The organism is Salmonella bongori NCTC 12419 (genome assembly GCF_000252995.1).
Lineage (GTDB): Bacteria > Pseudomonadota > Gammaproteobacteria > Enterobacterales > Enterobacteriaceae > Salmonella > Salmonella bongori.
Window position 1 is genome coordinate 2,128,212 of the sequence record NC_015761.1, and the last position, 14,496, is coordinate 2,142,707.

Annotated in this window: 14 protein-coding genes and 1 riboswitch; of the genes, 4 read left to right on the forward strand and 10 right to left on the reverse strand. The window is 49.8% G+C overall.

Translation table 11 applies throughout. The annotated features are described in order from the left end of the window. Nucleotides 1–5: 5 nt before the first annotated feature. Nucleotides 6–1,058, reverse strand: coding sequence for a class I fructose-bisphosphate aldolase (fbaB, locus tag SBG_RS10045; protein ID WP_000129594.1), 1,053 nt, complete (start codon nt 1,056–1,058; stop codon nt 6–8). Nucleotides 1,059–1,311: 253 nt separating this feature from the next. On the opposite strand from fbaB, the gene SBG_RS10050 reads away from it, so the two are divergent. The 3 genes from SBG_RS10050 to SBG_RS10060 are packed head-to-tail and all read left to right on the forward strand — an operon-like array spanning nt 1,312 to nt 4,546. Then, nucleotides 1,312–2,583, forward strand: coding sequence for a nucleoside permease (locus SBG_RS10050; protein WP_000858467.1), 1,272 nt, complete (start codon nt 1,312–1,314; stop codon nt 2,581–2,583). Further along, on the forward strand, nt 2,580–3,584 hold the full coding sequence (locus SBG_RS10055) for an ADP-ribosylglycohydrolase family protein (protein WP_000642782.1): 1,005 nt from the start codon (nt 2,580–2,582) through the stop codon (nt 3,582–3,584). The genes SBG_RS10050 and SBG_RS10055 overlap by 4 nt, the downstream gene beginning before the upstream one ends. After that, on the forward strand, nt 3,581–4,546 hold the full coding sequence (locus SBG_RS10060) for a PfkB family carbohydrate kinase (RefSeq protein WP_001078056.1): 966 nt from the start codon (nt 3,581–3,583) through the stop codon (nt 4,544–4,546). Before SBG_RS10055 ends, SBG_RS10060 begins: the two co-directional genes overlap by 4 nt. Here SBG_RS10060 and SBG_RS10065 read toward each other — a convergent pair. The 3 genes from SBG_RS10065 to thiM are packed head-to-tail and all read right to left on the reverse strand — an operon-like array spanning nt 4,520 to nt 6,887. Continuing rightward, a complete protein-coding gene (locus tag SBG_RS10065; RefSeq protein WP_000434058.1) occupies nt 4,520–5,266 on the reverse strand; it encodes a GntR family transcriptional regulator in 747 nt (248 codons plus the stop codon). The two genes, SBG_RS10060 and SBG_RS10065, sit on opposite strands and share 27 nt — an antisense overlap. A 36-nt stretch (nt 5,267–5,302) precedes the next feature. Further along, complete coding sequence (gene thiD / locus SBG_RS10070; RefSeq protein ID WP_000836199.1) at nt 5,303–6,103, reverse strand: bifunctional hydroxymethylpyrimidine kinase/phosphomethylpyrimidine kinase; 801 nt, start codon at nt 6,101–6,103, stop codon at nt 5,303–5,305. Continuing rightward, nucleotides 6,090–6,887, reverse strand: a complete 798-nt coding sequence (gene thiM / locus SBG_RS10075; protein ID WP_001182176.1) for a hydroxyethylthiazole kinase — start codon at nt 6,885–6,887, stop codon at nt 6,090–6,092. The genes thiD and thiM overlap by 14 nt, the downstream gene beginning before the upstream one ends. A gap of 31 nt (nt 6,888–6,918) precedes the next feature. Then, nucleotides 6,919–7,016: riboswitch (TPP riboswitch) on the reverse strand. 280 nt (nt 7,017–7,296) lie between these two features. Between thiM and rcnB the strand changes: the two genes are divergently transcribed. Continuing rightward, entirely contained in the window at nt 7,297–7,611 is a 315-nt protein-coding gene (gene rcnB / locus SBG_RS10080) for a Ni(II)/Co(II) efflux transporter accessory subunit RcnB (RefSeq protein ID WP_000837534.1), read from the forward strand. Nucleotides 7,612–7,654: 43 nt separating this feature from the next. On the opposite strand, the gene SBG_RS10085 is transcribed toward rcnB, so the two are convergent. The 6 genes from SBG_RS10085 to apbC all read right to left on the reverse strand — a co-directional run bounded on the left by SBG_RS10085 (nt 7,655) and on the right by apbC (nt 14,421). After that, nucleotides 7,655–8,677, reverse strand: a complete 1,023-nt coding sequence (locus SBG_RS10085; RefSeq protein ID WP_000825910.1) for a fimbrial protein — start codon at nt 8,675–8,677, stop codon at nt 7,655–7,657. Nucleotides 8,678–8,692: 15 nt separating this feature from the next. After that, the gene (locus SBG_RS10090; protein WP_000413444.1) at nt 8,693–11,173 is read right to left on the reverse strand and encodes a fimbrial biogenesis outer membrane usher protein; all 2,481 of its coding nucleotides are present in this window, start codon (nt 11,171–11,173) and stop codon (nt 8,693–8,695) included. 28 nt (nt 11,174–11,201) lie between these two features. Next, entirely contained in the window at nt 11,202–11,882 is a 681-nt protein-coding gene (locus tag SBG_RS10095; protein WP_000827118.1) for a fimbrial assembly chaperone, read from the reverse strand. Between the two features lie 60 nt (nt 11,883–11,942). Beyond that, nucleotides 11,943–12,476 carry a fimbrial protein YehD gene (yehD, locus tag SBG_RS10100; RefSeq protein WP_000830484.1) on the reverse strand — a complete coding sequence of 178 codons (534 nt, stop codon included), beginning with the start codon at nt 12,474–12,476 and terminating at the stop codon, nt 11,943–11,945. A 277-nt stretch (nt 12,477–12,753) separates the two neighbouring features. Beyond that, complete coding sequence (locus SBG_RS10105) at nt 12,754–13,035, reverse strand: DUF2574 family protein (protein ID WP_001233902.1); 282 nt, start codon at nt 13,033–13,035, stop codon at nt 12,754–12,756. Nucleotides 13,036–13,311: 276 nt separating this feature from the next. After that, nucleotides 13,312–14,421, reverse strand: coding sequence for an iron-sulfur cluster carrier protein ApbC (apbC, locus tag SBG_RS10110; protein ID WP_001005430.1), 1,110 nt, complete (start codon nt 14,419–14,421; stop codon nt 13,312–13,314). Between the last annotated feature and the right edge of the window lie 75 nt (nt 14,422–14,496).

The window sequence follows — 14,496 nt, forward strand, 5'->3', positions numbered from 1 at the left end:
CCGACTCAGGCAATGGTGATTTTGCTATCCAGATAGACATCCTGTACAGCGTTAATGAGCTTCACGCCATCAGCCATCGATTTTTTAAAGGCTTTACGCCCCAGAATGAGCCCCATCCCACCAGCGCGTTTGTTGATCACAGCGGTACGTACCGCATCGCCGAGGTCAGTCTCGCCACCGTCCGCGCCGCCAGAGTTGATAAGCCCGGCCCGGCCCATATAACAGTTTGCCAGTTGGTAGCGCACCAAATCAATCGGGTTATCGCTGGTCAGTTTGCTGTAAACGCGGTCGTCGGTATAGCCGAAGTTTACCGCTTTATAACCGCCATTATTCTCGGCCATTTTTTGTTTCACGATATCCGCGCCAATCGTAGCGGCCAGATGGTTAGCCTGGCCCGTCAGGTCAGCGGAGACATGGTAATTGACACCATCTTTTTTAAAGGAAGAGTTACGCAGGTAAGCCCACAATACGGTCACCATACCCAACTCATGAGCACGCTCAAACGCGGCGGAGATCTCTTCAATCTGACGACGAGACTGCTCTGAACCGAAATAGATTGTTGCGCCCACTGCCACGGCCCCCATATTAAATGCCTGTTCAACGCTGGCGTACAGGGTCTGGTCATACTCCGTTGGATAACTCAATGTTTCATTGTGATTCAGTTTGACCAAAAATGGGATGCGGTGCGCATAGCGCCGTGAAACCGAAGCCAGCACACCATAGGTAGAAGCCACGCAATTACAACCCGCTTCGATGGCCAGCTCAACAATATTTTTAGGATCAAAGTAGCGTGGGTTCGCCGCAAAAGAAGCGCCAGCTGAATGTTCCACGCCCTGATCGACGGGCAATATCGAGAGGTACCCTGTTCCGGCCAGACGTCCGGTATTATAGAGCGTTTGCATATTACGCAAAACGGCTGGTGGGCGATTATTGTCAATCATCACCCGGTCCACGTAGTCCTCGCCGGGGAGATAAAGCTGCTCGGAAGGAATGGTCATACAACGATGCTGTAAAAGGCTGTCGGCGTCTTTGCCAAGCAACTGCGCAATATCAGTCATAGCTATGCTCCCGTAAGTTCCGATAGAGTATCGGAATGTGAATAGTCCTGCGCCGCAGATTGCGGGTCGCATTAAGCCTGGTACTGACCGACCATTTTTTCCAACTTTAGCGCATTTTTTCGGCGCTATCTGCTGGCTCGATTCACGCACGAAAAAGTGTTAAACCGATCAAAATAAAAGCCCAATGGTATTTTAAAGGTATTATTAAATGGTATTGTCATGGCGTACCTTACCTGTCATGAAGGATTCCAAAATGAAGACTACCGCTAAACTGTCGTTCATGATGTTCGTGGAGTGGTTTATCTGGGGGGCCTGGTTCGTTCCCCTGTGGCTATGGCTAAATAAAAGTGGGTTTACAGCTGGTGAAATAGGCTGGTCTTATGCCTGCACCGCCATTGCTGCGATCCTGTCGCCTATTCTGGTCGGCTCCGTCACTGATCGTTTTTTCCCGGCGCAAAAAGTCCTGGCGGTACTGATGTTCGCGGGTGCCGTGCTGATGTATTTCGCGGCGCAGCAAACCACCTTTGCCGGATTTTTTCCGCTGCTGCTGGCTTATTCATTAACCTATATGCCGACCATTGCGCTGACGAACAGCATTGCCTTCGCTAACGTGCCGGACGTAGAGCGCGATTTTCCACGCATTCGCGTCATGGGCACCATCGGCTGGATAGCCTCCGGGCTCGCCTGCGGATTCCTGCCGCAGATGTTAGGTTATAGCGATATTTCACCTACCAACATTCCGTTGCTGATAACCGCCGCAAGTTCAGCGTTGCTGGGCGTATTTGCGTTCTGTCTTCCGGACACGCCGCCAAAAAGCACCGGTAAGATGGATATTAAAGTCATGCTGGGGCTGGATGCGCTTATCCTGCTACGCGATAAAAACTTTCTCGTTTTCTTCATCTGTTCATTCCTGTTTGCAATGCCACTGGCCTTCTATTACATCTTCGCCAACGGCTATCTGACAGAAGTGGGAATGAAAAATGCCACCGGCTGGATGACGCTCGGCCAGTTCTCTGAAATCTTTTTTATGCTGGCGTTGCCCTTTTTCATTAAACGTTTTGGTATTAAAAAGGTATTATTACTTGGTCTTGTCACTGCTGCGATCCGTTATGGCTTCTTTGTCTATGGCGGCGCGGAAACGTATTTCACTTACGCCCTGCTGTTCCTCGGTATTTTGCTGCACGGCGTAAGTTACGATTTTTACTACGTTACCGCCTACATTTATGTTGATAAAAAAGCGCCGGCCCATATGCGAACCGCCGCGCAAGGGCTTATTACCCTCTGCTGTCAGGGATTCGGCAGCCTGCTGGGTTATCGTCTCGGCGGTGTGATGATGGAAAAAATGTTTACTTATCCGCAACCGGTTAACGGTCTGACCTTCAACTGGGCGGGCATGTGGACATTTGGCGCGGTGATGATCGCCGTTATCGCGCTGCTGTTTATGATTTTCTTTCGCGAGTCGGACAAAGAGATCACCACTATTGACGATTGCGATGTTGCGTTGACACAAGGGGAAGTAAAATGAAAGCAGAACGTATTCTCGGCGCACTTTATGGGCAAGCATTAGGGGATGCGATGGGAATGCCCTCGGAACTCTGGCCAAGAACGCGCGTTAAAGCGCATTTCGGCTGGATTGACCACTTTCTACCCGGCCCCAAAGAGAACAATGCCGCCTGCTATTTTAACCGGGCGGAGTTTACGGACGACACTGCAATGGCGCTTTGCCTGGCCGACGCGCTGCTTGAAGGCGAAGGCAATATTGATCCTGAGCTTATCGGACGCAACATCCTCGCCTGGGCGGAACGCTTTGATGCGTTTAATAAAAACGTGCTCGGCCCGACCTCAAAGGTGGCACTAAACGCGATTCGTGACGGAAAACCCGTCGCAGATCTGGAAAACAACGGCGTGACTAACGGAGCGGCCATGCGCGTTTCGCCGTTAGGCTGCCTGCTTCCGCCGACAAATCTGAGCGCTTTTATTGCGGACGTGGCGCTGGCCTCCAGTCCAACACATAAATCCGATCTGGCTATCGCTGGCGCTGTGGTGATTGCATGGGCCGTCTCCCGGGCAGTGAATGGCGACCCGTGGCAAAGTATTGCCGACTCGCTCCCCGCCGTCGCCCATCAGGCGCAGACTGCGCGTATTACCACGTTTAGCGCCTCGCTATCAGCGCGTCTGGAACTGGCGCTAAACATTGTCCGCCGCGCTAATGGCATCGAATCAGCCAGCGAACAGCTGTATCAAATCATCGGCGCGGGAACCAGCACCATTGAATCCGTCCCCTGCGCCATCGCCATGGTAGAACTGGCGAATACTGACCCTAATCGCTGTGCCGTACTGTGCGCAAACCTCGGCGGCGACACCGATACTATCGGCGCGATGGCCACAGCCATTTGTGGCGCGTTACACGGCGTGAGCGCCATCGACGCACAGTTAAAACAAACGCTGGATGAGGTTAATCAACTGGATTTTGCGCACTATGCGGGTGCGCTGGCGAGCTATCGTCAACGGCGGGAGGCATTATGAACAGGGACCACCTGTTGACATTATTACCTGCCCTGCACACCCGACGGCCGCTCACTGTTATCGGCGCGGCGGTAGTCGATATTATTGCCGATACCTGGACCCTGCCGTGGCGCGGGTGCGATATTGAACTGCAACAACAGAGCGTTAATGTCGGCGGCTGCGCGCTGAATATTGCCGTAACGTTGAAGCGACTGGGGATTGACGCCAGCAATGCGCTGCCGCTGGGCCAGGGCGTGTGGGCGGAAAGGATTCGTAGCCGCCTGGCGAAAGAGGAATTGTCCAGCGCGATTGACCCCGTTGAAGGGGATAACGGCTGGTGCCTGGCATTAGTCGAGCCGGATGGCGAACGCACGTTTATGTCTTTTAGCGGCGTGGAAAACCAGTGGAGCGCGGACTGGCTGGCGCAGCTCAGGATGCCGCGAGGCAGTCTCGTTTACCTGTCCGGCTATCAACTGGCCTCGCCGTGTGGCGAACGGCTAATCCACTGGCTGGAAACCACAGCCGAGGTGACGCCTTTTATCGATTTTGGCCCGCGCATCGATGATATCGCGGACGACAGGTTGGCACGCATCATGGCATGCCGCCCCGTCGTCTCCCTGAATCGCCAGGAAGCCCTCATCGCGGCGAAACGCACCGGATTCGCAACCGACACGCAAGCCTTCGGCAAGGCCTGGATACAACACTTTTCCGCGCCGTTGGTGGTTCGCCACGACAAAGACGGGGCATGGTATTTTAGTGGGCAGTCTTCCGGTTTTGTGCCTGCGTTTCCGGCAACCGTGGTGGATACCATCGGCGCGGGCGACAGCCATGCTGGCGGCGTACTGGCAGGACTGGCGTCAGGCTGGTCGCTCGCGGATGCTGTACTGCTGGGTAACGCGGTGGCGAGCTGGGTGGTCGGGCATCGCGGCGGCGACTGCGCGCCTACGCGCGAGGCGCTACTCCTCGCACACAAAAACGTATAGATCGCTACGACAATAACTGATGCTGTATTCAATAGGCCGCTGCTGCTGATCGAGCGCCACCTGCTTAATTACCAGCACCGGCACTTTACCATCCATTTGAATATGCGACTGAAACTCGTCATCGGGCATCCGGGCGCTGACGCGAGATCGGGTACGCTGAGGGTAAATGTGCTGGCTACGAAAATAGTCATACAGAGAAATGCCAATCGCGTCGACATCATGAATCAGATGCGCAGGCACCCAGGACTCTTCAATCGACACCGCGTCTTCATCAACATAACGAATACGTTTGAGTAAAAAGACGTCGCTACCTGCGGGGATTGCCAGATGCTGCGCAACCTCATCCGGACAGTTTACCACGCGTTTGTTCACCCATAGCGTATCCGGTTTTTTGCCGCGCAAGACAACCTGCTGAGAAAATCCCCGCGCCTCTTTCAGGGAATATTCAAAAATATTATTGATTTGCGTACCGTAACCGCGGGCGCGCGTGACAACCCCCTCTTCTTCCAGCGCCTGCATCGCTTTCCGTACCGTGATACGCGAGACGCCAGTAAGCTGGCTGAGATCGCGTTCGCCAGGCAAAATATTACCATGCTCAAGAATGCCGCTGCGAACGGCATCCTTTACCGTCTGGGCGAATTTCATGTACAGCGGCGTATTGTCCGCTGCTGAAATTCGCTCATTCAATTGCGCGATGAGCCGGGTATGCGCTTGTTCCATTTATCTTTTCCTGACGACGGGTCTGTAGGCACTATATTACCACCACGCATGAAAATGATGTACCGGACCAATACCCTTCCCCACTTCCAGCGTATCCGCCTGCGCCAGCGCCGCAGAAAGCCACCGCTTCGCCTCTTTTACCGTCTCTTCCCAACTGTGATACCGGGGTCGTAACGCCGCAAGAGCCGCCGACAGTGTACATCCCGTCCCATGCGTATTTTTGGTCATCACCCGCGGCGCGGTAAAACGCTGCTCGCCGTTGCGGGTAAAGAGCCAGTCCGGACTTTGCGCATCCTCTAAATGTCCGCCCTTCATCAGCACCGCCTCACATCCCATCGCCAGTAACGCCCGCCCCTGCGCCAGCATCTCTTGTTCCGTACGCGCATGGGACGTATTCAGCAATGCTGCGGCTTCCGGCAGATTAGGCGTAATCAGCGATACTTGTGGCAGCAGCCGGACGCGCAATGTTTCAACGGCAGAGGAGGAGAGCAACGGATCGCCGCTCTTTGCCAGCATGACCGTATCCAGCACCACATTACCTACATGATGGCGCTGTAGCCGTTCCGCCACAGCCTCGACAATATCCGTTTCAGCCAGCATCCCGATTTTGGTGGTATCGATGCGCACATCGCTGAATACGGAATCAAGCTGGGCGGCGACAAACTCAGGGTCTACCCGGTACACCGATTGCACGCCACAGGTATTTTGCGCCACCAGCGCGGTAATCACCGAACAGCCATACGCTCCCAGAGCGGAAAAGGTCTTGAGATCCGCCTGAATCCCCGCTCCGCCGCTGGGATCGGTGCCGGCAATCGTCAGCGCGTTAATGCTTTTCATCTGTGCCCTCTACATCCAGTTGATACAGCGCATCAAGAAAGGCCGGGATAAAACTGCCAGGCCCCTTACTACGCTCTGCCGCAGCCTGTCCCGCCAGTTTCATCCAGCAGCAGGCCGATGCGACATTATCCAGCGCAGCGCCAGGTAATGCACAACAGGCAGCCACGACCGCCGATAACGCGCAACCGGTCCCTACAATGCGGGTCATTAACGGATCGCCACCAGGAATACTCACTGTGCGCTGACCATCGGTGACATAATCTGTCTCTCCCGTAACCACGACGATGCAATCTGTCTGACGCGCCAGCGCCTGCGCTGCTGGTAGTGCGGCCAGCGCCGCCTCGGTCGTATCCACGCCGCGTCCGCTCAGCGCTATGCCGGCTAACGCCATAATTTCCGAGGCGTTGCCACGGATTGCCGACGGGCGCAGGGACAAAAGTTCAAGACAAAATCGCCGACGAAACGCCAACGCCCCCACCGCAACAGGGTCGAGCGTCCACGGCGTTTTAGCGTCATAAGCACTCTCTACCGCCGCGCGCATCGCGTCGGCGCGTGAAGCCGTTAATGTTCCGACATTAATCAGTAAAGCGCTGGCGATGGCGGCAAACGGCCTGGCCTCGTCTGGGTCAATCACCATGGCGGGCGAGGCTCCTAGCGCCAGCAGCGTATTAGCGGTAAACGTTTGTACAACATCATTAGTCATACAGTGCGTGAGCGGAGAGAGGTCGCGAAACTGTTTTAGCGTATGCGCCGCAAGCGTACGGCAGTGCAGGTCAGGCTGCATGATTCAGCTCCTGCCCGCGTGAAGAAGGGACACGAGCAGTGTCAGACTTCCCTACGCTGGCATTATCCAGATCAGGTAATACGGGTATTTCTCAGCCTTCAATGAAGAAGGGCACCCCGAGTCGTGAAACCCAGCTGGGTTAAGTGGGTTTTGTCATTAAGCATACTGTTTGCAACAGACAATGTAAATTTACAGCACGCGGTGCTCAATAATGTCATAGTTATCAGATAGTTCTCAAAACCTATTTTGTTCTGGTAAACGGGTTTCCGGTTATGTTGTTTCACAAGGCTTTCGTTTACACTTTTTACGAAAAGAGGCGTGAGATAACAAAATAGCGCTTGTCAGATGCGCCGCCAGCAGAAATGATACTCACGGATTTAACTGACCCGCATATGTGGAGGGTAAAAGTATGAAAAGTAAATTGCTGCCTTGTGCGCTGTTGCTTGCAACCAGTTTTGCATGGGCCGCCCCCGCGACAACGGGCATCGATCAATATGAGTTAAAAAGCTTTATCGCCGACTTCACCCATTTCAAACCCGGCGATACCGTTCCGCAGATGTACCGTACCGATGAGTACAATATTAAGCAGTGGAAATTACGTAACCTGCCCGCACCAGATGCCGGTACCCACTGGACTTATATGGGTGGCGCCTATGTGCTGATTAACGATACCGACGGCAAAATTATCAAAGCCTATGATGGCGAGATTTTTTATCATCGGTAAATGATTTACGCACTCTCTGCCTAAAGAGTGCGTACAGAATAAACTAATTATAAGATACGACGATTAATGCCTTCGATTGTAATGGCCCCGCTTTAATTTTTGCGGGATCGAGGACATAATATGTTGCAAAAACAGGAATGCTTTCCACCGCGTTGACGGCGCTGCCTTTGGCATATGTTTTGAAAATGCTGTTTATGGCTGTTCCCTTATTTATTTTAAGTAGGCTATGATTTGAATCTCTCAGGATAAACCCTACGCCATTATCATTATCCGGCTTCAGGACGGATTCATTCTCATCCCAGACTAAATCACTGCGCAAATTTACCGATATCTGCCGTGAGGTCAGCGTTGCATTGCGTACCTGGTTTTTGCAATCCAGAATAATATCGCCCTGTTTAGAAAATTCACTGACTTCTCCTTTCGCGCGAAGTTTGGTCATCGGCACCGGATCCAGGGTGATAGTAAGGTTCTGGGGAGCACAGGTGGTTTCTTTGCGATTGTAATTTATCGTTAAATTAGCCTTATAAACGCCTTTTCCATTAAGATCTGCGATAACGTTTGCAACACATTCTCTGTTCCCCCAACAACCAATATATCTTAAAATAAATACAAGCCACTCTCTACCACCCCATTGATTCTTTGCGCCCGACATCACCGCTATATTGTCTATGCTAACGGAGTACCCGCCATTTGCAGAAACGGTCACCGCCTCCAGTGAACTTATTTCTGAAACTGTAATCTTATAGGGGCCTTCGAACACACCATTTTTATTTTGCATACTTATCTCACTACTGCTCTGCCATTCAACTTTTAGCCTTAACTTAACGCTGTTGTCCGGTCCCATACCAATAATATACTCGGAGGTCTCTAATTTACTTACCACATCATTATTTTCGCAGGTAGAATCAGTAAAAGCATTTGAAATGATCGCTGACTCCTCACCTCCCAGCATCAGGCTATCGGACTGAATAGTATATTCCTTTGTGTTAGTTAACGTCGCGCTACACGCCGCATTACTCAACGGTGTAAACGAGATCATCATTAATAAAAATAGTAGTCTTTTCATAGCATCACCTGAAAATTACCGACAAACATAAACATTATTTTCATCAATCTGCTTATCAAACGTGATTTTACAGAAAAGACCTTGTTGTTTATCTGTCGCGACTTTTACCGAAACGGGAACTTTTTCAGTACGAATAAATACCCGACTGCCCTGCCCTACCAGCCCTACATTATTTCCTTTGTCATCTTCCACTTCATAACCAAACGTTAAAGGCTCGCCATCTGCGCGCCGCGCCAGGAAATAAAAAGGTTTGCTGGTTTCTGTTTCGAAATCAACCAAGACCACGGCTCCGCGATAAGGTACTGTAACTTTACGGTTTCCCAACAAAGCGACATCACTTTCACTTTCGGAGATATCAAGCGAGATAAAGTTTTGCCGGTATGGCGTCAATGCTTCTAATACGGCGTAACCTTTTGCATTGGTACGTAAATAAGGACGCCCCTGCACCGCCGCATCTTCCAGATACGGCGCATTAATAATTGCGATCGTATCATTAAGTCGAGGGGCTAAATGCACACCGTTAGCCCATGCCACCAGTCCTCCCTGAATATTACCGCCAACCTGATGGTATTTATTGGACTGGCTATAGCTACCGCCGATCGTCGCCAGTGGGGCGTTCCAGGTTAGCGCTCCTCCGACTGTCGTTTGGTGCTCCTGGCGCTGGTGGCTGAGGTTTGTCGTGTAATTAAACTGATCGCGATTACCGAAGTTGCCACTAAGGCTGGTGTTGTTGGCCTCATAGCCTTGATCGTCAAAAGTAGTGGAATTCGATAAATAGATATCTCGATTTCCCCCACTCTCTCTTTGTCCCCATGTTAATGGAATAGAAAAATAGATATTAAAACGTTTATCTTCGCGATTATTGCTGTCATACGTCTGGGTTGCCGATAGCGTAAAACTGAGCCGCTGCCAGCTATTACTGTAGCTTAACTGGTAATCTTTTCCGGTACCACTACGTCCCCAATAATCGCGCCACAGGGCGCTGGCGGTAAAATATCCCCATCTGTCAGGTAACGTCTGATTAATATTGAGAGTAAAAGTATTTTTGCGCCCGAAGTCATTCTCATAATAATCGGCGATATCATAAATATCGTCATCATCGCGATGATAATGCTCCCGATTATTCCCCCAGACATGATCGTTAAAAGTGCGATAATCACGTGATGAGTAGCGATACGCCGCCAGAGAAAAATGAGTGGCTGACTGCGGAAGATATTTATTCCAGGCAATCTGATAACTTTGGCCATCAAAAACATCACCATTATCCTGCTTACTGTGAGACAACGTACCGTCAACAGATACCGCACCAATCAATGTATTCCACCCGGTACCAAGGGTTAATGAGCGATAATCGCTGGCTAACATCGTTCCGCCATACAACGTCAGCAAATTATTGACCCCGTACTGATAGGTGCCCTGGATAAAATCGGTTTGTTGAGAAGCGCCTTCAATTTTGCTTCGCCCGGCAGCGAAATCATATTTCGCCACGCCGGGCTGCACCATATTAGGAACGGAAGAATACGGAACAGTAAAGCGTGAAACGGTACCGTCAGCCTCTTTAATACTCACGTCCAGATCGGCCCCGCCCCCGGCCAGTTGAAGATCTTCAAACACAAAGGGCCCTGGCGGAACTTCTTTCTGATAAACAATAAAACCATTCTGCTCCACCGTTACCAGAGCGTTACTTTGCGCCACGCCACGCACAACCGGAGCAAAGTTTTGCTTAGAGTGCGGCAGCATTTGCATATCACGCCAGAAGCGCACCCCGCGAAAGCGTACCGTATCAAAAATATCCCCACCGGTGTATTGCTCCCCCAGGCGCATTGTTCCCAGTACCACCGGGAAATCACGCTCCAGATACAGGGTGTTGCTCTGCCATTTACCCGCTGAGTTTTCGCTTTTGGAAAAATTAGCGTTGGAATGTAACTGCCATCCAAGCAGATTTAGTCCACTAACAAAATTTGCATAACTATTTTTCTCGCTGCCGCCACTTTTATAATGGCTGTAATACTCGCTGGCATAGTACGAGGTGTAAAAAGCGTTAATTCCACGATCCCACGTCTCCGGAGGCGCATATCCCGCCTCATGCTCCAACACATAAGCTTGAGGAACGCTCAGATAAAGGTTAAAAGCGGCAGTATCATAAGAAACGCTCCCGCCCTGGACCACTGTTTTCAACGCAATACATTTATCTTCTTTACTTTGTGGCGTGAATCTAATCCCCAGACTGGCGATCAGTTCCTGAGAAACACAGGTATTATCAGGATTATCTGGAATATCAATTTCATAGTTTCCGCGCCATTCTTTATTGACATAAACGTCCATCTCATAAACGCCACCCATAGGTTTGGTACTGTCGATCTGATAACGGGAAACTTTTTCACCTTTCAACCCACCAAACATGAAGTTGGTATCAAAGGTTTCTTCCTCAGCCCAGGCGGGTGAAATGAGTAACGCCGCAAGAATCGATAGCGTGATGGTATTTAACTTTTCCATTATCTATCCTCAGGTTAATTCCCCGCCTTTAATTTGCTGCTTTGATAGTCTCGCTTAAATAATTACCAGAATCATCAATTAGCGTTACGGTATAATTATTCACAACTGTCGTTGTGGGAACATTTTGCGATGACCATGGTGCCAGTAACAAGGTCTCTTTATTTAATTTATTTTTTGCTTTAACTTCCGGAATAGTGACCCAATTTGCTGAGTTATTTTTTATACTAATGCCACCAGACGCTTTAAACAACTGCAAGCGGGAAAATGTCGCTTTATCGACTTTTTGTACGCCTTGTGGACGATAGATCAACTTTATCCGGTTTTGCAGCGCAAATTTAATAACATTTTTATCTTTGCTTTCACCTGAATTTGGCGGAATATCCAGTACATTGAGATAGAAAAGACTTTCACGATCGCCGGGCAGATTATTTACAAGTTTCTTTATTTTTAATTGCTGGCCGGAATCTGCCGCCACCCTGATGACGGGGGGCGTCAGAACAAATGGAACCTGTAATTTTTCTGGTGGCAGGCTGGTATCGCCATTATCAATCCATGCCTGGATAAGCGAACTTCGTTTACTGTCATTCATTAATTGTACAGTAATATCTTTTTTCTGGGCCGGATAAATAACACGCGTACCATAGATATAAACGCCGCTCCACGCTGGCATAGCGGCACAGGCCAGCCATAAGGCAATCATCCGTTTCATGGCAGATACCCTTATAAAAAAGAATGCAGGCGGCTAAATCCTTAGCCGCCAAAAAGAGAACTAGTCAGTCAGTACTGTCATTGTCAATACCGATTCAACAAGACCTGGCGTTACCGTGTTTTCAACCGCAGCATACCGGGCTGTAAAATTCAGGGTATAGACGCCCTTGTCAAATTTAGCCGGGTCCAGCTTAAAATTCCCCGAATTATCCAGTTCCACCTGAGTACCATCGAGAAAAACAGCAAAACCTGCGCCGTTGTTAGATGCGGTATTTTTAGTTATCTGTGTGTTGTCCACAAATTGAGAACGGTTAAAACTAATTCTTGGATTAGCGGTATTCGTACATTTTACTTTTAAAATCGCTTCAGGACTGGTGTATCCTGTATATATATCGCCAGGGTTTAAGCCAGTCAATTGGTCGACACCGACCTGCGATAATTCAATGGTCGCGCTGTTTACACCTTCAAATGTACAGGATGCCCCTACCACTTCTCCGTTAATTTTTAGTTCACCCATATCTTCATCAGCAGCAAAAGCCCCGGCGCTCATAAAAACAGAAGACACTACCGCAGCGGCAATAATTGAACGTTTCATAATCTCTTCCTTAATGAAGTAATTTCTATTTATTAAGAGTTATTAACCCTTGAAAAGAAAACTCTCATAGGCAGGAAGTTACCGCAATGTAAATGCGATGTTTTATTGATTTAAAGCAACTTACACTTTGCAATATAATTGCAACAAATAATCATTGATTATCATTATTCCGTAAACTTATTAATTACCGAAACTTACCGATGTTATACATAAACAACGCAAATAAAAAAGCCCACATCATTGATACCAATGATGTGGGCCTGTGAATTAGTCCAGGTTAGTCGTAACGGTTAATAATAATCTGGCGAGTACTGTCACCTGGCACTGTATAGCTTTGCGTCGTCACACCTCTCATCGGCGTAGCGGCAGGCGCCTGAAGCGTTGAAACATAGGTCGTATTACCGCAACGCTGCTGCAACTGAGTGTTCGTTACCTCTGTGCTGCATGTCGGTGCGGTTACTTGTCCACTGATGGTTAATGTTGCGCTATCAGAAGCAAAAACAGGAATACTTATTCCATAAGCCGAAACTATAATTCCCATCAGCAAATATTTTCTCATTGTCAGCAATTGTTCCTGTAGTGAACGTTAAACCCTACGCAGGCCGCCTGGCGAGCAGTATGGACATACTGATACTTTAAAACCAATTGAAAAAATAAATCAGTGAGATAGATATGAACAATTAAAATAATGTTTTTACCAATCAATTCAGATAAACGCCCGCTTATTTAAACAGGAGTTAATAATAGAGAAGTAATTATTTAGTTAATACATTCACCGCATCAATATATATTGTTACGGTGAATGTCTGGTTGACATTGCAAGGCGTAGGCGTGATTACACTGCGCGGAAAGCGATTTCCCCTGGAATGACTTCGCCCTGCCAGTAGAGCTGTGCCGCCACACGATCGGCTAAATCGCGATAAATGGCGGTGAATTCACTGTCGGGACGGCTGACCACGGTCGGAGTGCCTTTATCGAGATCTTCGCGCAGGCTAATATGCAACGGCATCTGACCCAGAAGCTGAGTGTGATATTTCTCCGCCAGCTTCTGCGCCCCACCGGTACCGAAAATCGGTTCGTGATGACCGCAATTGCTACAAATATGCATACTCATATTCTCAACGATGCCGAGCACCGGTACTTCGACCTTCTCAAACATGACGATGCCTTTTTTGGCGTCAATCAGCGCGATATCCTGCGGCGTAGTGACCACGACCGCGCCGGTAACGGGGATGTTCTGCGCCAGCGTCAGCTGAATATCCCCGGTTCCCGGAGGCATATCCAGGACCAGATAATCCAGATCCGGCCACAGCGTCTCCTGCAACATTTGCATCAGCGCTTTACTGGCCATCGGGCCGCGCCATACCATCGCGTTATCGTCAGTCACCAGATAGCCGATCGAATTGGTCGCCAGGCCGTGTGACATAATCGGCGCCATATGCGTGCCATCCGGCGATGTCGGACGCTGATCTTCCGCGCCCAGCATTGTCGGAATAGACGGACCGTAAATATCGGCGTCCAGAATCCCGACCTTCGCCCCTTCAGCCGCTAACGCCAGCGCTAGGTTGACCGCTGTGGACGATTTACCCACGCCGCCTTTACCAGAGCTCACGGCGATGATGTTTTTCACACCATTAATACCCGGCTGATTTTTTACGCGTTTCAGCGTGGCAATATTGTGCGACAGTTTCCAGTCGATGGCTTTCGCGCCGGTGATACGCAGCAGATCGGCGCTGCATTGCTCTTTTAATACCTCAAACGCGCTGTTCCAGACAAACGGCATAACCAGTTCAATATGCAGCGTGTCATCCATCCAGGCAACATGGTGCAACGCCTTAAGCGTGGTGAGGTTATGCTTCAGGGTTGGGTGCTGAAAATTCGCCAGCGTCCCGGTGACCATCGCCCGCAGGGTATCTGGTGATTTGGCCTGGGATTGTTCGTTCATCCCGACTCCTTTTTTGGTATAAATAACGAATAACTCGTGCAGTAGTTTACATGAAGAGCATAGGTTAGTACTTAC